This is a genomic window from Parasulfitobacter algicola (assembly GCF_013315265.1).
GTDB lineage: Bacteria > Pseudomonadota > Alphaproteobacteria > Rhodobacterales > Rhodobacteraceae > Parasulfitobacter > Parasulfitobacter algicola.
Genome location: NZ_JABUFE010000002.1, coordinates 20,239 through 37,291 on the forward strand (window position 1 = coordinate 20,239; position 17,053 = coordinate 37,291).

A 17,053-nucleotide genomic window follows, 5' to 3' on the forward strand; every position below is an offset into this window, starting at 1 on the left:
GACCACAGCAACAAAGGCGTGTTCCATGGCCCGGCATCTAATTACCTCTGCCATTCCCTATATCAACGGCATCAAGCATCTGGGCAATCTGATCGGGTCCCAACTGCCTGCCGATCTGTTCGCCCGCTATCAGCGTGCGCGCGGGCATGAGGTGATGTTTCTGTGTGCCACCGATGAACATGGTACGCCGGCTGAACTGGCGGCGGCCAAGGCGGGCAAGCCGGTCGATGAATATTGCCGTGAGATGCACGCCATTCAGTTGGAGTTGTCGAACGGCTTTCGGCTGTCTTTTGATCATTTCGGCCGATCCTCAAGCCCGCAGAACCACCGGCTGACACAGTATTTTGCTGGGCGTCTGGCCGAGGCCGGGTTGATTGAAGAGGTCAGTGAAAAGCAGGTTTATTCGAACGCTGACGGGCGGTTCCTGCCCGACCGCTATATCGAAGGCACCTGCCCCAACTGCGGCTATGACAAGGCGCGGGGGGATCAGTGCGAAAACTGCACAATTCAGCTGAACCCCACCGACCTGATCAACCCGCGCAGTGCGATTTCGGGATCAAGTGATCTTGAGGTACGTGAGACAAAGCATCTTCACCTGCGTCAATCCGCGATGAAGGATAAGCTGGATCAGTGGATTGATGAAAAGATCAACCAATCCACATTTTCAAAGCTGCACGAAGGCAGTGATTCAGATGAGAGCAGAAAGCTACTCACAGATCCTAGGACTATGCCTTGGCCCGTGCTGACGACCTCGATTGCCAAGAAGTGGCTGCACGATGGTGACGGTCTGCAGGATCGCGGCATCACCCGCGATCTGGACTGGGGCATCCCAGTGAAAAAGGGCGATCAGGACTGGCCGGGGATGGAGGACAAGGTCTTCTACGTCTGGTTCGACGCGCCCATTGAATACATCGCCTGCGGTGGCGAATGGGCCGAGGCGCATGGCAAGACGGATGCCGACTGGGAACGCTGGTGGCGCACCGATAAAGGCGCCGATGACGTGCGCTATACGCAGTTCATGGGCAAGGACAACGTGCCCTTCCACACGCTGTCGTTCCCGGCGACGATCATGGGGTCGGGCGAACCGTGGAAGCTGGTCGATTATATCAAATCGTTCAACTATCTGAACTATGACGGCGGCCAGTTCAGCACGTCGCAGGGGCGTGGTGTGTTCATGGATCAGGCGCTGGCGATCCTGCCTGCCGATTACTGGCGCTGGTGGCTGCTAAGCCATGCGCCCGAAAATTCAGACAGCGAGTTCACCTGGGAAAATTTCCAAGCCTCGGTCAACAAAGACCTGGCCGATGTGCTGGGCAATTTTGTCAGCCGCGTGACCAAGTTCTGCCGGTCTAAGTTTGGCGAGGAAGTGCCCGCGGGGGGTGACTATGGGCCGCAGGAACAGGCGCTGATCGACGATCTGACCCGCCGCATCCGCGCGTATCAGGCGCATATGGACGCGATTGAGATCCGCAAAGCCGCAGGCGAGTTGCGCGCGATCTGGGTGGCCGGGAATGAATACCTGCAATCGGCCGAGCCTTGGGCCAAATTCAAGACCGACCCAGATGCCGCCGCTGCCGTCGTACGCCTGTCGCTGAACCTGATCCGGCTTTATGCGGTGCTGTCGCAACCGTTCATTCCCGATGCCGCTGCCACGCTGATGACGGCGATGAACACCGACGACAACAGCTGGCCCGATGATGTCGAACAGGCGCTATCGGCTTTGCCCGCGGGTCATGGCTTTGCCGTTCCAGACGTGCTGTTTCGCAAGATCACGGATGAGGAACGCGAAGACTGGCAAACCCGATTTTCAGGCACGCGCGACGGATGAAGGCCATTCTGTTTCCATCGGCTGAGACACTGACCAAGTGGTTGGCCAGCCGAACCGATGCGGACGAGCATGTCGTTGCTTTGCCCGAAGCCGAGGAATATTCAGCCAGTCTTGAAATCGAACATGCCATCATCGCCCATGGCTGGTGGCGCATTGGTCCTGCGATTTCCAGACGTGGTAACAGTGTTGCGGTGATCCGTCCTATGGAAAAGGGCAAGGTGCTAAGTGACCACATGACGGCGGCGGCAATTGGGGCCAGGGTGCGCGGCTGGATGATGCCCGCAGGAAACGCCCTCATCAAGGCTGACCCAATGGCCCAGGATGTAAAAGACATCCCCGAAGATTTGCGCAGTATTCTTGAGGATCACGATGTTTCGGATGTGTGGGAAATGGTGCCCGTCAGCATGCAGAACATCATGCTTGCAAGTCTGGCGCTGGCACCGCCGGATGAACGTCAGGGGGCCATGATATCGATCGCAGATAACCTTGTGAAAATCAGGCAACGATATCAGTGATGTGGCGGGTTTTCTTTCTGGTACCTTTCTTGGTGGCTGCCTGTGTGAGGGATGAAACCATATCTGCATATGCTGAAAAGAACGCGATATATGAACTAATCGAGATCAATAATATGGTTGTTTCAAGTCTTGCGACGATCCAGTTTCCGAGCAAAGGCAAAGTTACAGGTCAAGGCCCGTGCAATCGTTTCAACGCCAAGCAATCAGCGCCATATCCGTGGATCAATTTGAGCTTGATCGAAAGTACCGAACTGGCCTGTCCAAAACTTACCGATGAACGCCAATACTTTGAATCCCTGGGCAAAATGACATTGGCCGAGGTGTCAGGGGATGTACTGATTCTGTCGAATGACGAAGGGGATCAAATGGTGTTTCAGACGCGTAGGCAACGCGTGAGAACATCCAGAAATCTGGCGCGAACAGGCGGTAAGGGGCGGTTACCCAAAGCAGGTGCCAAAGCGTTTTCCAGAAAATAACCAGTCGTGCGTAATGCCAACACGATCTCTGCATCATCTGATGTGCCACTACCCAGCATGACAGGCGGTAAAGGCAGCAGCTTATCGGCCCAATCCCCTGCGCCTTGCTTTGTAACTGCCCGCCCGCTTTTAGGCGAGACATATGCGAGCCCATCGACCGCGCCCGTCACAGCACAAGTGGACAGATCAAGGCCAAAGCCCAATTCCTCAAGCAGGGCCATTTCCCATTGCAAATAGGCCAATGGCCACAGCGTGTTTTGCCCCAATAAATCCAACAATGCAGTTGTACGGGCATAAAGCGGCGGGTGGGGCTCGCGTTCAGCCAGCGCAAAACATAACAACCCGCAGACCGTATTCAGGCCAGCCAAAGCCATTGCATCGCCCATGACCAAAGCCGCACGACTGCGCAGTGGTTCAACCGCAAAAGTCCCGATATGTTCATCTAACCGCGCTTTCCAGACAACATCCAACTGCGCGCCCGGCTGCAGAACAGGTGCGATTTTGCGGCTGCTTGCCCCACGCACGACCCCAGCATGAAGACCGTTTTGTTCAGTAAAAATCTCGATAATTGCAGCGGTTTCCCCGTGTTTGCGCACGGATAACAACACACCTTGGTCGCGCCATTCGATCATTCATAAATGCCCAATTTAATCTGGTCATGCTTACCATAAAACTTGCATTTTTGTTCATGAATGATCATCAAGACATTCAATAATAAGGACAAAACAGAATATGCAGAAAATAGCACTTGCGATTCAACCCGTTGTGAAAATTGCCGCCTATGTTGGTATATTTATAGGTATATGTGGAATGGGTCTTGGCCTTGCGGTTATATTCGGTATAGCGCCGCCCCCGCCTGATGATATTACAGGCTTTCATATAATCGTTGGCAGTGCGGCATTTATTGCAGTCATGATACTACAGCTTTTTATTTTCAAATATCTGATCAACCAGGTAAAAAACAATACCTGAAAAATTGATTACTACTCTAATCCCGGTTCATCCAGCATGTGCCGCCCGGCGCGGTCTTCAACTTCGATCACCCACAGATCAGGGTCAAACCCGCGCTGCTTCTGGATACTGGCGTCCACATCCGTCTCGGACCCTTCGACCAGCACACCCCACGTTCGATCCCCTGTCATCAGATCAAAGGACCGCTGATAGACCACGGCTTGTCCGTCAAGCGTGTTCAGCTTCACAAAAACGGCCCCTGCTGTTGCATCCCCTTTGGCTGTGACAAACGCCGGAATATCCGCCAAACGCAATCGCGTCAGATAAGCATACACCCAAAAATCAGCGGTCAGTCGCGTCATGCGTTCCCGTCACGAAAATCAAGGCCCATTTCGGAGTAGCGTTCCTTGTCCTCAAGCCAGTTCGGGCGGACTTTAATCTGCGTGAACAGATGCACTTTGCGGTCCAGAAACTCTTCCAACTCTTCGCGTGCGGCTTTGCCCACAGCCTTGATCGTTTCACCTTTGTTGCCAAGCACGATACCTTTGTGGCCGTCACGCATTACATAAATCAGTTGATCAATCCGGACCGAGCCATCCTTGCGATCGTCCCATTTTTCCGTCTCGACCGTCAGTTGATAAGGCAGTTCCTGATGCAATCGCAGTGTGAGCTTTTCGCGCGTAATTTCTGCCGCGATCATGCGCAGTGGCAGATCAGCAATCTGATCTTCGGGATAAAGAAATGGACCTTCTGGCAATTGATCGGCCAACCATGCCTTAAGGTCATTGGCGCCGTGTCCCTTTTCAGCAGAAATCATAAAGGTTTCGGCAAAGTTAAACCGATCATTCAGATCTTTTGACAGGCCCAGCAAAACCTCAGACTGCACACGGTCGATTTTATTGATCGCCAACGCAATCGTCTGACCTTCGGCCCGCTCTTGCAGGCTGTTCAGAATAGCTTCGACACCATCCGTGATGCCCCGGTGCGCTTCGACCATCAGTACAACAATATCGGCATCGGCAGCCCCACCCCACGCAGCAGCCACCATAGCGCGGTCCAGCCTGCGGCGTGGGCGAAACAAGCCGGGTGTATCCACAAAAACAATCTGTGCATCGCCGTGCATCGCTACACCACGAATACGTGCGCGGGTGGTTTGCACCTTGTGTGTCACGATGGAAACCTTGGCACCCACCATCCGATTCAGCAGGGTCGATTTTCCCGCATTCGGTTCCCCGATCAACGCCACAAAGCCTGCACGTGTCATTCTGATTGTACCTTTTCCAGCAGGGCTTTCGCAGCAGCCTGTTCTGCGTGTCGTTTCGAACCGGCTGTTGCGATCGCCGTCTGACCAGAGCTTAGCTGTACTTCAATCGTAAAAATAGGGGCATGGTCTGGGCCTTTGCGGCTTAATTCAACATACGCAGGCGGTGTCTGCCCCCTGGCCTGGGCCCATTCCTGAAGCGACGTTTTTGCATCACGCGCGTCCGCTTCGACACGGTTAATCCGGTCACCCCAAAGACGCAGTACCAGTGCCTTGGCGGCATCAAAGCCTGCATCACGGTAAACGGCTGCAATCACTGCCTCCATCGCGTCGGCCAACAAAGCCTCTTTCCGGCGCCCGCCTGATATCATCTCAGACCGACCCAGTTTAAGCACATCACCAAGATTTATCTGCCTGGCAACATCGGCACAGGTTTCCTTGCGAACAAGCGCATTGAAACGAGGTGCCAGTTGACCTTCGCTGGCGTTTCTGTCCGCTTCCAATAATGCCTCGGCCATAACCAGCCCCAGCACACGGTCACCTAAAAATTCCAGCCGTTCGTTATCATCACGCGTCGGCGATGAGATGGACGCATGCGTCACCGCACGGATCAGGATTTCGGGTCGCTTGAAATCATGTCCGATCAATGCCGCAAAGGCCTGAAGATCTGCTGCCAGCTTCAATCGAGCCTCTTGAAGAAACGATCTGATCGCCATGTCCAGAAAAACAGAATTGAGGCGCCTTCGGCCGAGAAAATCACACGGTCTGCGCGGCCAACCAGAAATTCTTCGGATACAAAACCAACACCGGGTTGGGGAAAGCTGTTTTGCGCAACGCGGCTATCGACCGAGTTATCGCGATTATCACCCATAAAGAAATAATGACCCTGTGGTACGATATATACCGGAGTGTTATCTTGTATTTTTGGACCAATATTCAGAATGCTGTGGCTAACCCCATTGGGCAACACTTCTGTAAAGCGCTCTTTTTCACAAATAGCCCCTTGGCCGGGGTTTCCATTTGAACAAGACGGTGTGTTTCGCGGATCCCTAGGGAAGGTAAAATCACCTGTTCTGACGCCGCGCATAACCATCTGTATTGTACGTGGGATCACCATCGTGGTGCCCTGAAGCTCATAGGTTTCTTCGAAATCCTCGACCTGAGTGGTGGGGACAGGTTGACCATTCAAATGCAAAAAACCTTGCACCATCTGGACCCTGTCGCCGGGCAGACCGACCAGACGTTTAATATAATCCTGATTGGTTACCGGGTGACGAAAAACCACAATATCGCCACGTTCAGGTTCACTGCCAAACAACCGACCGCTGATGGGGCATGCAGCAAAGGGGCACGAATATTTCGAATAACCATAGGCCATTTTATTGACGAATAAAAAATCGCCAATCAGCAGCGTATCTTTCATGGATCCAGACGGAATCCAGAACGGCTGAAAAAAGAAAGACCGGAAAATCCCGGCGATCAGTAACGCATAAAAAACGGTCTTGAGCGTCTCATTGAACCCGTCTTTTTTAGCAGCCTTGTCGGCCATAATGTAAACTCCTGCAAAACTTGGTGTTACATGCGCAGCCTGCGCGGGGGTGTCAAGCGGGCGAAGACGATATTGGCCGCGCTTCGATCACGACAAAGGCTTGGGCCCAAGGATGATCATCGGTCAATGTGACGTGGATAATCGCCTCATGACCCGGTGGCGTCATGTCTGCAAGGCGTTCAGCCGCCCATCCAGTAACAGCCATAACAGGCTGACCCGTTTTCAAATTGCTAACAGCCATATCTTTCCAGGAAATACCCATACGCAGGCCTGTACCCAGCGCCTTTGAACAAGCTTCCTTGGCGGCCCACCGCTTGGCATAAGTGCCAGCGGTATCCTTACGACGTTCTGCCTTGCGTTGTTCAATATCGGTAAAAACACGGTCACGGAACCGATCTCCGAACCGATCCAGCGTTCCTTGGATCCGCTCGATATTTGCCAGATCAGTTCCGATGCCAAGTATCAATCGAACGTCCTTGAAACATCATCCACAAGCGATTTGGCTTGAATTTTGGCACCTAAGCCAAAACCAATGCGATTGGATATCAGCGCGATGACACCAAACACTAGCGTAGCAAGAAGCATTGCCGCCGCAAAAGCCGCAGGAGCCATTTCTTCTTCGCCAAACCGCATCGCCCAGAATACCAATGCCGCCAAAGGTATGATTATCGCCACGAAAATCAGGCTCATGTATGTCGCAGTGATCCATGCATATCCATTGCTGGGTCTTTGCCCACACACACGAACATACCGCATGCCCGAATCCATCGCTGCAAACATCGGGGTCAGAACAGAGGCAAAGCCTGTCGGCAACTCAAGTCCCGCAAAAGTTGCAGCGATATAGTTCACTGCACTCAGGGCGAAGTTCAACCCTATGAAAATCAATGTGTATCTAAGATAACGAACAGGCTTTTTTTGCGACATTTACATACTCTTTTCAACTCGTTAGTGACGTGCCTCATCCATCAAGGCGCGCATCTTTTGGATGGCAGGTTGTAACCCAAGAAAGACTGCCTCTCCAATTAAAAAATGCCCTATGTTCAGTTCCTGAACCTCAGGTAAGGCTGCGATGGGCTGGACTGTGTCATAGGTCAGACCATGGCCCGCGTGCACCTCAAGACCAAGCGAATGGGCAAAGCTAGCCATATCGCGCAGGCGATCCAATTCGGCGTTACGTTCATCAAACTGGCCCTCTGCATGCGCATCGCAATAGGCGCCGGTATGCAATTCAATTACTTGTGCACCAATGCGATTTGCGGCCTCGATCTGGCGCTTGTCTGCGGCGATAAAGATGGACACACGGCAGCCTGCGTCACGCAATGGCGCAATAAAATGCGCCAGTTTATTTTCTTCGCGCGCCACCTCAAGCCCGCCTTCTGTCGTGCGTTCTTCGCGTCGTTCGGGCACAATACAAACCGCATGCGGTTTATGACGCAGCGCTATTTTCTGCATCTCATCCGTAGCGGCCATTTCAAAATTCAACGGCAAGTCAAGCGCTTCCATCAATCCTTCGATATCAGTATCCGAGATATGGCGACGATCTTCGCGTAAATGGGCCGTGATCCCATCGGCCCCTGACTCTTCGGCCAATTTGGCCGCGCGAATAGGATCGGGATAAATTCCACCCCGCGCATTACGGACTGTCGCCACATGATCAATATTCACACCAAGACGAAGTTTACCAACCGCCGACATATCAGAACTCCTTGTGACCGAATGCATGTTTACGCCCTGCCGCAAGCGCGTCAATGCCCGACTAAAACAGCTTGGTCAGAATGAAAACCGGCAGTGATGCCGCAATGGTCAAAAACAAGCATCCAAACACGACATACAATCCATCGCGCGCCAAAAGGCTAAGCGAAAAGCAAAGTATGGCAGCGCCCATCAAGGAAGAGGAAAAGGGGATAGCTTCCATGAACGGAATGGCAAGTCCTGCGACAATTGGTAAGGCCTGAACCACATAGATCATCGGAGGCCCAACAAGCAGGCGAAACCGTTTTCTTGAATGACGGTCCAACCAATTGGCCAACCAGCGTAGCCTGCGCGTACCTGCCTGCAACCGATCAAGCGCAATATGCCGATTTCGCAGGAATTTTGGCAACCAAATGCAATGGCGCTGCATCAACATCTGGGCTGCAACGACCGCAACCAAAAGACCGCAAACCGATGAAAACAGCGGAATACCACTGAGTGGCGATATTAACAAAAGCGCGGGCGCAATCATCATAGGTAAAAAAGATGTCGCGCCAAAGGTGCTTAAAACCGAACCAAGAGTAGGACTTTCATTTTCCTGAAGATCATTCAGACGGTCAAGAACCTGAGTCACAGACTGCGGGTCATGGGCCATATGTCTGCCTTAGCGTGGCGGGTTCTTTGCTGCTTGTTCTTTTTCGGCGGCCTTGCGGGCTGCCTTTTCGCGTAAATTCGCAAGCTTGGCCTTGATCCGGCCCTTTCGGCGGTTTTGATAAGCACGGATCAGCGGAACGCTTATAAAATACGCGATATAGCCCGCCAACATACCAGGGATCAGACCACCAATCAGATAGGGATAGAAAATATCGGTGTAAAAGACAGTAAGCCCCGACCAATCTGCCGTCCGATCTGTGAAAATCGCCAGAAAATTGTGCCAAAGGTCGTTCCCCGCATCAACAAACTTACCACCCAAAGACCGATCTACATCTGTCTTGGGTTCTTTGCCCAAAAGCAAATACCCCGTATTCAGTGATATAATACCAATTGGCACATACGTAAGAGGATTGCCAAAAAAAGTGGCCAGCAATGCCGCCAGAATGTTGCCACGCATAAAGATAGCTGTGGTTCCGGCAACGATAAAATGCACCCCGTAAAAGGGCGTGAATGTGGTAAAGACGCCAGCCCATATGCCGCGTGCGATTTTTTCAGGGGTATCGGGAAGTCTGCGCAAACGATGTTTGACATAGACAAATGCACGTCCCCATCCACCGCGAGGATACACAAATTCGCGCAGTATCTTGAAAATGCTTCGTCTGTCGCGGCGTTTGAATACCAAGTCTTCTTTCCCTATTCGGCAGCAGCCGCCAAACCCCTTCCCGGATCGCGTACACGCGTTACATGAGCAACGTCTGTTTCCGCTTCAAGTGCGGTCATCACAGCATGCAGGTGTTCTACGTCACGTAAATCTACGTCGATAATGAGGCGATAGTAGTCCGGTTTCCTGTCAATAAAATTAAGATTGCTGATATTGGCCTTTTTCTCTCCGATCAATGTGCAAATCCGTCCCAGCACACCTGCATCATTACTTATGGTCACTTCAAGGCTTACTGTATAAATTTCCGGGTGTGGGCCATCGTGCCAACGCAAATCAATCCAGCGTTGGGGCTGATTTTCGAATTCCACCAGCTTTTCACAATCAATCGCGTGCACCACCACCCCCTGCCCACGGACCGTAATGCCAATAATTCGTTCGCCCGGAACAGCCTGGCAACATGGGGCACGGCGGAAAGACTGATCAGGATTCAGGCCAACGACAGCATGATCTTCTGATACCAGATCCCCCTGTTTTGCTGCCAGTGCGGGATAAAGCACTTCGATAACTTCGCTGGTTGTCAATTCAGCACTACCAAGACGCGCCAAAAGTTCATCACGATCAGGCAACGCCATATTGCGCGCGGCCGTTTCCAATGCTTTGTCCGTCGCGCGTTTCCCAATGTGCGAAAAGGCCACCCGCGCCAGTTCTTTCCCCAACTTCACAAAGCGTTCGCGGTCTTCTTCACGCAAGGCTTTTCTGATCGCCGATTTTGCCTTGCCGGTGACAACAATATCAATCCAGGTGGCTTGTGGCGTTTGACCCTGAGCGGTCAGAACCTCGACCGATTGTCCGTTTTTCAGTCGCGTCCACAAAGGCACACGCAGACCGTCAACCTTGGCCCCGACACATGCGCTTCCGATGCGGGTATGAATGGCATAGGCAAAATCAATAGGCGTCGCACCACGGGGCAGCTTGAACACATCGCCCTTGGGGGTAAAGCAAAACACCTGATCCGAATACATCTCAAGCTTGACAGCTTCGAGAAATTCGTCGTGATCCTCGGCAGCTTCAAACCGTTCCTTTAAGCCCGCGATCCATTTTGCGGGATCAACTGCAAAGGGGTTTTCGGAACGGACGCCATCACGGTATGACCAGTGCGCGGCCACACCGCTTTCAGCCACATCATGCATCTGGCGGGTTCTGATCTGAACCTCGACCCGTTTCCCATCCCGGCCAGAAACGGTGGTGTGCAAACTGCGGTATCCGTTTGACTTGGGCTGGCTGATGTAATCCTTGAAGCGCCCCGGCACAGCCCGCCAACGTTGATGAATAGCGCCAAGCGTGCGATAACAATCGCCTTCCGTGCGGGTAATAATGCGAAATCCGTATATATCGGACAGACGCGAAAAACCCTGATCCTTTTCCTGCATCTTGCGCCAGATCGAATAGGGTTTCTTGGCGCGGCCAAAGACATCTGCTTCAATATCAGCTTCATCCAACTCGTCACGCATGTCGCTGGTGATCTTGTGGATCACATCGCCCGTTTCTTTCTGCAATGTGATAAAGCGGCGGATGATCGACGCACGACCGTCGGGATTTAGCACCTTAAAAGCCAGATCCTCAAGCTCTTCGCGCATCCATTGCATACCCATTCGGCCAGCAAGGGGCGCAAAGATATCCATCGTTTCACGCGCTTTTTGCACTTGCTTGTCAGGGCGCATCGCCTTGATCGTACGCATATTATGCAACCGATCGGCCAGTTTGACCAAAATAACGCGCAGGTCCTTTGACATCGCCATGAAAAGCTTGCGAAAATTTTCAGCCTGTTTGGTTTCGGTCGAGGTCAGCTGGATATTCGTCAGCTTGGTAACACCATCAACCAGTTCGGCGATTTCCTTGCCGAAACGCTTTTCGACTTCTGAATAGCTGGCGCGCGTGTCTTCGATCGTGTCGTGCAAAAGGGCCGTTATAATCGTCGCATCATCCAGCCTTTGTTCGGTCAGAATGGCAGCAACAGCGATAGGATGTGAAAAATAGGGTTCGCCCGAATGGCGCTTTTGCCCTTCGTGCATATCGCGGCCATAATCATAGGCCGCGCGAATAAGATTTTCGTTTGTCTTGGGGTTGTAGCTGCGGACAAGCGCAATCAGATCATCGACTGCGATCATCCACCGCCATCCTTATTTTGGCCCCTGTGCTTCCATCAGCGCACGCAGAAGTTTTTCTTCTGACATATCGTCCTGGGCAGGTTTATCAGCCTCGGCTCCCATAAGAAGCGCCATTGCATCTTCTTCTGGCTCATCAACTTCGATCTGGCTTTGGTTCGATTCGATCAGACGTTCACGCAGATCATCCGCTTGCTGGGTTTCGTCGGCAATCTCACGCAGGCTAACAACAGGGTTCTTATCGTTGTCGCGATCCACGGTTATGGGCGAGCCGCTGGCGATCTCGCGGGCGCGGTGTGCAGCAAGCATCACGAGTTCAAAGCGGTTCGGAACCTTATCGACACAATCTTCCACGGTTACGCGGGCCATCAAGCTCTCCAATATTGCAAGTGGTCAGAAAGCGATCATTTACGCCCAATTTATTTAATTTACAAGGGCACTTTATGCCTCACGAGACAGATTTCACCTGCGATATCTCATCCATTGGGTAATGATCCAGCATTTCGGCAACACTCAGCCCCAAAACAGGATGCTTCCAGTCATCTGCGACGTCCAATAATGGCACCAATACAAATGGGCGATCCTGAATGCGTGGGTGGGGCAGAATCAATTCATCCGGTGTGTTGTTCGCTTGATCGGACAAGGGCATCCCAATCCAGTTCTCGGCTTGGGTACGATTCGGCAAAATCATATCGCCCACGGCCAGCAAATCCAGATCAAGGGAACGGCTGCCCCATCGCTGCAATCTTTCACGCCCGAAATATGTTTCGATATTATGCAAACGCAGCAATATATCGCTTGGCTCAGAATTTGTGACGACGGACACTGCAGCATTCACATAATCAGGCCCAAAACCAACGGGAAAACAGGGAGTTTCATATAATTTACTTTTTTTTCGAATTTTCCCAACTTCTTCTTCGATAAAGTCAAACGCCTTAAAAACAGTTGTTTTCGCATCCCCAAGGAATGATCCTGTATTGCTTCCCAATGCGATCAACACATTGTTTGCGGCAACTTCTTGCACATGGGGTTGCAGCATGCTTTATTTTCCCTAATTTAGTTTGTCAGTTCTGCCATATTTCAAATCATTCACTCACGGCAACTCTCGGCGGAACGAAATCTGGAAGGATAACTTAATGTTTTATCAAGGCGAACGGCTGGCGCTGTTCATTGATGGATCAAATCTATATGCGGCCGCCAAAGCACTTGGGTTTGACATCGATTATAAACTATTGCGCCAGGAATTTATGCGTCGTGGAAAATTATTACGCGCATTTTACTATACGGCCCTGTTAGAGAATGACGAATATTCACCTATCCGCCCATTGGTGGATTGGCTGCATTACAATGGGTTTTCGATGGTTACGAAACCCGCCAAGGAATACACCGACAGCCAGGGTCGTCGCAAAGTCAAAGGCAATATGGATATTGAGCTGACAGTCGATGCGATGGAGCTTAGCCCCTATGTCGATCATGTGGTTATCTTTTCAGGCGATGGCGATTTCCGCCCACTGATCGAAGCCCTGCAGCGCAAAGGTGTTCGTGTTTCTGTTGTATCAACCATTCGAAGCCAGCCCCCGATGATTGCTGATGAACTGCGTCGTCAGGCAGATAATTTTATTGAGTTATATGAATTAAAAGATGTGATCGGACGCCCGCCGCGCGAACCGCGCGAGATGGAAGGTGAAATGTACGAACAGGAAGTCGAAGTCGAATAATTAAAAACCGGGGCCAGTTCCCGGTTTTTTTATTTTCCTAAGCTCTGGCCGCGACGCAAACGCGCGGGGCTATTTATTCCCCGAAATGATATGTTAAATCTGTCTGCAAGGCGTTATCTGCGTCAGGGACAAGAGGATCAAACATATGGGCAAACCCGCTTTGACACTTTATCTGGCCGCACCGCGTGGATTTTGCGCAGGTGTTGATCGTGCGATAAAGATCGTCGAAATGGCACTGGATAAATGGGGTGCGCCGGTATTTGTGCGCCACGAAATCGTGCATAATAAGTATGTCGTTGATGAACTGCGTGAAAAAGGTGCTGTGTTCGTCGAAGAGCTTGACGATTGCCCAGATGATCGCCCGGTGATCTTTTCCGCCCACGGTGTTCCCAAGGCCGTTCCGGCTGAGGCCGCAAAGCGCGAAATGATATTTGTGGATGCAACCTGCCCACTTGTCAGCAAGGTCCATATCGAAGCAGAACGTCATCATCAGAATGGCCTTCAAATGATCATGATCGGTCACAAAGGCCATCCCGAAACGGTGGGAACGATGGGTCAGCTGCCTGATGGCGAAGTGCTGTTGGTCGAAACTGTCGAAGATGTTGCCACGGTGCAAGTGCGTGATCCGAATAAACTGGCTTTTGTCACCCAGACAACCCTTTCCGTCGATGATACCGCAGATATAGTCGCCGCTCTTCAGGTACGATTTTCAGGGATCGTAGGGCCCCACAAAGAAGATATCTGCTATGCCACAACAAACCGGCAAGAGGCGGTCAAAGCTATGGCACCCAAATGTGATGCAATGCTGGTAGTGGGGGCGCCCAACAGCTCAAACTCGAAACGTCTGGTCGAGGTCGGTGCGCGGGCTGGATGCAAATATTCCCAACTTGTACAGCGTGCTGCCGATATCGACTGGCGCGCGTTGTCTGGCATTTCGTCGGTTGGGATAACGGCGGGTGCATCGGCACCCGAAGTGCTGATAAACGAAGTCATTGATGCTTTTTGCGACAAATTCGATGTGACCGTTGAACAGGTCGTGACTGCTGAAGAAAATGTCGAATTCAAAGTGCCCCGTGTGCTGCGCGAACCCGCATGATCCAGATCCCACGCTCTGCCCTTTGGCTTGGCATTGCCGGACTGACCCCGTTCCTTTGGGGGGCTGCAACCCAAATTGCCCCCAGTGTGACGGGCTTGATGCCTGGCTTTCTGGGTCCGCTGTACATCGGTCCTTATATACAGGTTATCTACGGCCAGGTGATCTTGTCTTTTATGTCAGGTGTCCTTTGGGGGTTTTCTGCACGGGCGCAGGGGCAAACGGCCACTGTTGGATACACCTTATCTGTTATACCCGCCCTTTGGGTTTTTTTTGCAACCAATGGCACCCCAGACACAGCTGCGATCAATCTAATTTTTGGGTTCATCGGCGTTCTGGGGCTGGACTGGTTGTTTTGGCAACATCAACTGGCCCCAAAATGGTGGCTAAAGCTACGCATTATTCTGACTTTGATCGTGGTCACATGTCTGGGGGTTGGGCTTTTTTATGGATAGAAAAACGCTTGCCACCTATACCGCCAAGGCAAACCATTACGCAACGCTGGTATCGCGCGGCACACCAGATCAGGACTTGCAGACCTTTATCGATGCGATCCCCACAAATGGTGTTGTACTGGATCTGGGCTGTGGCCCAGGCAATTCAGCCGCAATGATGCGCGATGCAGGATTGCAGGTTGAAGCAACAGATGCCTGTGCTGAAATGGTCCAACTGGCCAAGGATCAATATGGAATTGACGCTCGCCTTGAAACCTTCGACCAGCTTACCGCGAAAGGTCATTACCATGGCATCTGGGCCAACTTCAGTCTTTTGCATGCTGTACAAGCCGATATTCCGGTTCACCTGACACAGATTCACAATGCTCTGCGGATCGACGGATATTTTCATATCGGCATGAAACTGGGAAGCGGTGAAAAGCGTGACAAGATCGGGCGGTTTTATTCATTTTACTCTGAAGAAGACTTGACCAATCTGCTGATCAATTGCGGTTTTGAACCCGAATACAAGCGGCAAGGCGAAGGCAAAGGGTTGGCTGGAACTGTCGAGCCTTTCATCATCATTCAATCAAGGAAAGCAAATGCCTGATCTTTTCGCCTATACCGATGGCGCATGCAGTGGAAATCCCGGCCCCGGTGGCTGGGGTGTATTGATGCTGGCTAAAAACGGTGATGATGTCGTCAAAGAACGTGAGCTGAAAGGCGGTGAGCCCGATACAACGAACAACAGGATGGAGCTTTTGGCCGCGATCCACGCGCTTGAGGCGTTGAGCCGCGCAACTAAAGTCACGATCGTGACCGACAGCGCCTATGTCAAAGGTGGCATCACCGAATGGATGTATGGCTGGAAAAAGAACGGCTGGAAGACCTCGACCAAGAAACCTGTGAAAAACGTAGACCTGTGGCAACGATTGGATGAGGCGCGCAAACCACATGATGTGACATGGGAATGGGTCAAAGGACATGCCGGGCATCCTGAAAATGAACGCGCTGACGTATTGGCACGGGCCGGAATGGCACCTTTTAAACAAGAATAAATGATATAAATTGCCCTAACGTCAGTCACGCCAATTGTGAAAAGACATAGTTCTTTTTAGAATGCATATAACTTACAGTCGATGTGCGAATAAAATTTCCTTTATTTTCAATGAAATTTGCCAACCATACAACCGAAACATGTGCTCACATTTGATTGATGTGCAATTATGCACAAAGCAGCATGCTGTTTTGATCAATAGAAAAATATTGAGTGTTACATAAGTCTTAATCATCAACAACGGGTGTTTTGCCCAACCGAAAACAGGCCGATAGGTCAAAATACAATCGCCCAGAGATGGGCATAGATAAGGAATGTTAAAATGTACGTTAAAGTTTCTCTTGCCGCACTTGCCCTTGCCGCAGCCCCTGCTTTTGCAAACGACCAATTGGCTGGTTCCGTTGGCGTAGACGCAGGTTCCTTTACAACAAGTCAACTTGCGCAGTTGAAATCTGCCCTGGAAGGTGACGATCAGAACATCGCATCCTTTATCAAAGCGGGTGGCAGCGAAGTGATATCAACACAAAGTGGTATTTCGGCAGGTCACGCACAACTGGCGCAATCTCTGGGCCTTGATGCAAATGAATATTCAGTCAGCGAGCTGGCGCGGATCAAAAGCATTCGTGATTCAGACGAAGGGTAATTCGAACACAAAAATAAAGAGAAAACGAGGCTTCTGAAAGGATGGCCTCGTTTTGGTTTTTAAATCACTACCATATGAAAAATCATTTTTCGTATTGAGTACAGCAAGTTTCAGTGCTTTGTTTTCATTAATAAATGGTAACAGTCTATCCAATTGTATCTCATGAATTTTTCGACACAAATGTCGATCTGAAACTTAGGAAAATAACGTTTATGGTATTCAAATCACGCCTTGTCATGGCCTTTTCAATAAGTGCGCTTTTTATCGTTTCCGGTTGCGCAACAGTAACCCGCGGATCGAATGATATGTTGCAAATTGTATCGCAGCCAGCGGGCGCGCAAGTTAAAACAAGCAAC

23 protein-coding genes are annotated in these 17,053 nt (G+C 51.3%); 10 read left to right on the forward strand and 13 right to left on the reverse strand.

Annotated elements, in window-relative coordinates; translation table 11 throughout:
- Positions 1-25: 25 nt before the first annotated feature.
- The 3 genes from HRQ87_RS03830 to HRQ87_RS03840 are packed head-to-tail and all read left to right on the forward strand — an operon-like array spanning position 26 to position 2,819.
- Positions 26-1,828, forward strand: a complete 1,803-nt coding sequence (locus HRQ87_RS03830) for a methionine--tRNA ligase (protein ID WP_174135442.1) — start codon at positions 26-28, stop codon at positions 1,826-1,828.
- Entirely contained in the window at positions 1,825-2,343 is a 519-nt protein-coding gene (locus HRQ87_RS03835) for a hypothetical protein (RefSeq protein WP_174135444.1), read from the forward strand. The genes HRQ87_RS03830 and HRQ87_RS03835 overlap by 4 nt, the downstream gene beginning before the upstream one ends.
- Positions 2,343-2,819, forward strand: coding sequence for an META domain-containing protein (locus HRQ87_RS03840; protein ID WP_174135446.1), 477 nt, complete (start codon positions 2,343-2,345; stop codon positions 2,817-2,819). Before HRQ87_RS03835 ends, HRQ87_RS03840 begins: the two co-directional genes overlap by 1 nt.
- Here HRQ87_RS03840 and recO read toward each other — a convergent pair.
- Complete coding sequence (gene recO, locus HRQ87_RS03845; RefSeq protein ID WP_174136285.1) at positions 2,717-3,448, reverse strand: DNA repair protein RecO; 732 nt, start codon at positions 3,446-3,448, stop codon at positions 2,717-2,719. The genes HRQ87_RS03840 and recO overlap by 103 nt on opposite strands.
- A 103-nt stretch (positions 3,449-3,551) precedes the next feature.
- On the opposite strand from recO, the gene HRQ87_RS03850 reads away from it, so the two are divergent.
- Positions 3,552-3,791 carry a hypothetical protein gene (locus HRQ87_RS03850; RefSeq protein ID WP_174135448.1) on the forward strand — a complete coding sequence of 80 codons (240 nt, stop codon included), beginning with the start codon at positions 3,552-3,554 and terminating at the stop codon, positions 3,789-3,791.
- An 11-nt stretch (positions 3,792-3,802) separates the two neighbouring features.
- Here the strand turns inward: HRQ87_RS03850 and HRQ87_RS03855 are convergent, their stop codons facing one another.
- The 12 genes from HRQ87_RS03855 to folK form a co-directional block, all read right to left on the reverse strand.
- Positions 3,803-4,132 carry a DUF1491 family protein gene (locus tag HRQ87_RS03855; RefSeq protein ID WP_174135450.1) on the reverse strand — a complete coding sequence of 110 codons (330 nt, stop codon included), beginning with the start codon at positions 4,130-4,132 and terminating at the stop codon, positions 3,803-3,805.
- Positions 4,129-5,034: a GTPase Era gene (era, locus tag HRQ87_RS03860; RefSeq protein ID WP_174135452.1), complete on the reverse strand. Its 906-nt coding sequence runs from the start codon at positions 5,032-5,034 to the stop codon at positions 4,129-4,131. The genes HRQ87_RS03855 and era overlap by 4 nt, the downstream gene beginning before the upstream one ends.
- Entirely contained in the window at positions 5,031-5,714 is a 684-nt protein-coding gene (gene rnc, locus HRQ87_RS03865; RefSeq protein ID WP_174135454.1) for a ribonuclease III, read from the reverse strand. The genes era and rnc overlap by 4 nt, the downstream gene beginning before the upstream one ends.
- Positions 5,711-6,580 (reverse strand): signal peptidase I, encoded by an 870-nt coding sequence (gene lepB / locus HRQ87_RS03870; protein ID WP_174135456.1) that lies wholly within the window; start codon positions 6,578-6,580, stop codon positions 5,711-5,713. Before lepB ends, rnc begins: the two co-directional genes overlap by 4 nt.
- Before the next feature lie 52 nt (positions 6,581-6,632).
- On the reverse strand, positions 6,633-7,046 hold the full coding sequence (acpS, locus tag HRQ87_RS03875) for a holo-ACP synthase (protein ID WP_174135458.1): 414 nt from the start codon (positions 7,044-7,046) through the stop codon (positions 6,633-6,635).
- A complete protein-coding gene (locus HRQ87_RS03880) occupies positions 7,043-7,504 on the reverse strand; it encodes an ABZJ_00895 family protein (protein ID WP_174135460.1) in 462 nt (153 codons plus the stop codon). Before HRQ87_RS03880 ends, acpS begins: the two co-directional genes overlap by 4 nt.
- 21 nt (positions 7,505-7,525) lie before the next feature.
- Positions 7,526-8,275, reverse strand: coding sequence for a pyridoxine 5'-phosphate synthase (locus HRQ87_RS03885; protein WP_174135462.1), 750 nt, complete (start codon positions 8,273-8,275; stop codon positions 7,526-7,528).
- Between the two features lie 61 nt (positions 8,276-8,336).
- The gene (locus HRQ87_RS03890; protein ID WP_174135464.1) at positions 8,337-8,927 is read right to left on the reverse strand and encodes an exopolysaccharide biosynthesis protein; all 591 of its coding nucleotides are present in this window, start codon (positions 8,925-8,927) and stop codon (positions 8,337-8,339) included.
- 9 nt (positions 8,928-8,936) lie between these two features.
- Complete coding sequence (locus tag HRQ87_RS03895; RefSeq protein WP_174135466.1) at positions 8,937-9,608, reverse strand: DUF2062 domain-containing protein; 672 nt, start codon at positions 9,606-9,608, stop codon at positions 8,937-8,939.
- A gap of 11 nt (positions 9,609-9,619) precedes the next feature.
- Positions 9,620-11,755 carry a RelA/SpoT family protein gene (locus tag HRQ87_RS03900; RefSeq protein WP_174135468.1) on the reverse strand — a complete coding sequence of 712 codons (2,136 nt, stop codon included), beginning with the start codon at positions 11,753-11,755 and terminating at the stop codon, positions 9,620-9,622.
- A gap of 12 nt (positions 11,756-11,767) precedes the next feature.
- Positions 11,768-12,121, reverse strand: coding sequence for a DNA-directed RNA polymerase subunit omega (gene rpoZ, locus HRQ87_RS03905; RefSeq protein ID WP_174135470.1), 354 nt, complete (start codon positions 12,119-12,121; stop codon positions 11,768-11,770).
- Between the two features lie 79 nt (positions 12,122-12,200).
- Positions 12,201-12,791 carry a 2-amino-4-hydroxy-6-hydroxymethyldihydropteridine diphosphokinase gene (folK, locus tag HRQ87_RS03910; RefSeq protein WP_174135472.1) on the reverse strand — a complete coding sequence of 197 codons (591 nt, stop codon included), beginning with the start codon at positions 12,789-12,791 and terminating at the stop codon, positions 12,201-12,203.
- 97 nt (positions 12,792-12,888) lie between these two features.
- On the opposite strand from folK, the gene HRQ87_RS03915 reads away from it, so the two are divergent.
- The 6 genes from HRQ87_RS03915 (at position 12,889) to HRQ87_RS03940 (ending at position 16,697) form a co-directional block, all read left to right on the forward strand.
- Positions 12,889-13,470: a LabA-like NYN domain-containing protein gene (locus tag HRQ87_RS03915; protein ID WP_174135474.1), complete on the forward strand. Its 582-nt coding sequence runs from the start codon at positions 12,889-12,891 to the stop codon at positions 13,468-13,470.
- 145 nt (positions 13,471-13,615) lie between these two features.
- Positions 13,616-14,566, forward strand: a complete 951-nt coding sequence (gene ispH / locus HRQ87_RS03920; protein ID WP_174135476.1) for a 4-hydroxy-3-methylbut-2-enyl diphosphate reductase — start codon at positions 13,616-13,618, stop codon at positions 14,564-14,566.
- Positions 14,563-15,018 (forward strand): DUF3429 domain-containing protein, encoded by a 456-nt coding sequence (locus tag HRQ87_RS03925; RefSeq protein WP_174135478.1) that lies wholly within the window; start codon positions 14,563-14,565, stop codon positions 15,016-15,018. Before ispH ends, HRQ87_RS03925 begins: the two co-directional genes overlap by 4 nt.
- Positions 15,011-15,607 carry a class I SAM-dependent methyltransferase gene (locus HRQ87_RS03930; RefSeq protein ID WP_174135481.1) on the forward strand — a complete coding sequence of 199 codons (597 nt, stop codon included), beginning with the start codon at positions 15,011-15,013 and terminating at the stop codon, positions 15,605-15,607. Before HRQ87_RS03925 ends, HRQ87_RS03930 begins: the two co-directional genes overlap by 8 nt.
- On the forward strand, positions 15,600-16,055 hold the full coding sequence (gene rnhA, locus HRQ87_RS03935; RefSeq protein WP_174135483.1) for a ribonuclease HI: 456 nt from the start codon (positions 15,600-15,602) through the stop codon (positions 16,053-16,055). The genes HRQ87_RS03930 and rnhA overlap by 8 nt, the downstream gene beginning before the upstream one ends.
- A gap of 321 nt (positions 16,056-16,376) precedes the next feature.
- Positions 16,377-16,697 carry a hypothetical protein gene (locus HRQ87_RS03940; protein WP_174135485.1) on the forward strand — a complete coding sequence of 107 codons (321 nt, stop codon included), beginning with the start codon at positions 16,377-16,379 and terminating at the stop codon, positions 16,695-16,697.
- Positions 16,698-17,053: the final 356 nt, after the last annotated feature.

What these genes read in the sequence shown, in the direction of transcription:
- HRQ87_RS03915 (WP_174135474.1), top strand. Translation starts at nt 12,889, where the DNA reads ATGTTTTATCAAGGCGAACGGCTGGCGCTGTTCATTGATGGATCAAAT.
- era (WP_174135452.1), bottom strand. Translation starts at nt 5,034, where the DNA reads ATGACACGTGCAGGCTTTGTGGCGTTGATCGGGGAACCGAATGCGGGA.
- HRQ87_RS03890 (WP_174135464.1), bottom strand. Translation starts at nt 8,927, where the DNA reads ATGGCCCATGACCCGCAGTCTGTGACTCAGGTTCTTGACCGTCTGAAT.
- HRQ87_RS03925 (WP_174135478.1), top strand. Translation starts at nt 14,563, where the DNA reads ATGATCCAGATCCCACGCTCTGCCCTTTGGCTTGGCATTGCCGGACTG.
- rpoZ (WP_174135470.1), bottom strand. Translation starts at nt 12,121, where the DNA reads ATGGCCCGCGTAACCGTGGAAGATTGTGTCGATAAGGTTCCGAACCGC.
- ispH (WP_174135476.1), top strand. Translation starts at nt 13,616, where the DNA reads ATGGGCAAACCCGCTTTGACACTTTATCTGGCCGCACCGCGTGGATTT.
- HRQ87_RS03835 (WP_174135444.1), top strand. Translation starts at nt 1,825, where the DNA reads ATGAAGGCCATTCTGTTTCCATCGGCTGAGACACTGACCAAGTGGTTG.
- HRQ87_RS03840 (WP_174135446.1), top strand. Translation starts at nt 2,343, where the DNA reads ATGTGGCGGGTTTTCTTTCTGGTACCTTTCTTGGTGGCTGCCTGTGTG.
- HRQ87_RS03930 (WP_174135481.1), top strand. Translation starts at nt 15,011, where the DNA reads ATGGATAGAAAAACGCTTGCCACCTATACCGCCAAGGCAAACCATTAC.
- HRQ87_RS03830 (WP_174135442.1), top strand. Translation starts at nt 26, where the DNA reads ATGGCCCGGCATCTAATTACCTCTGCCATTCCCTATATCAACGGCATC.
- HRQ87_RS03855 (WP_174135450.1), bottom strand. Translation starts at nt 4,132, where the DNA reads ATGACGCGACTGACCGCTGATTTTTGGGTGTATGCTTATCTGACGCGA.
- lepB (WP_174135456.1), bottom strand. Translation starts at nt 6,580, where the DNA reads ATGGCCGACAAGGCTGCTAAAAAAGACGGGTTCAATGAGACGCTCAAG.
- HRQ87_RS03850 (WP_174135448.1), top strand. Translation starts at nt 3,552, where the DNA reads ATGCAGAAAATAGCACTTGCGATTCAACCCGTTGTGAAAATTGCCGCC.
- HRQ87_RS03880 (WP_174135460.1), bottom strand. Translation starts at nt 7,504, where the DNA reads ATGTCGCAAAAAAAGCCTGTTCGTTATCTTAGATACACATTGATTTTC.
- folK (WP_174135472.1), bottom strand. Translation starts at nt 12,791, where the DNA reads ATGCTGCAACCCCATGTGCAAGAAGTTGCCGCAAACAATGTGTTGATC.
- HRQ87_RS03885 (WP_174135462.1), bottom strand. Translation starts at nt 8,275, where the DNA reads ATGTCGGCGGTTGGTAAACTTCGTCTTGGTGTGAATATTGATCATGTG.
- HRQ87_RS03940 (WP_174135485.1), top strand. Translation starts at nt 16,377, where the DNA reads ATGTACGTTAAAGTTTCTCTTGCCGCACTTGCCCTTGCCGCAGCCCCT.
- HRQ87_RS03900 (WP_174135468.1), bottom strand. Translation starts at nt 11,755, where the DNA reads ATGATCGCAGTCGATGATCTGATTGCGCTTGTCCGCAGCTACAACCCC.
- rnhA (WP_174135483.1), top strand. Translation starts at nt 15,600, where the DNA reads ATGCCTGATCTTTTCGCCTATACCGATGGCGCATGCAGTGGAAATCCC.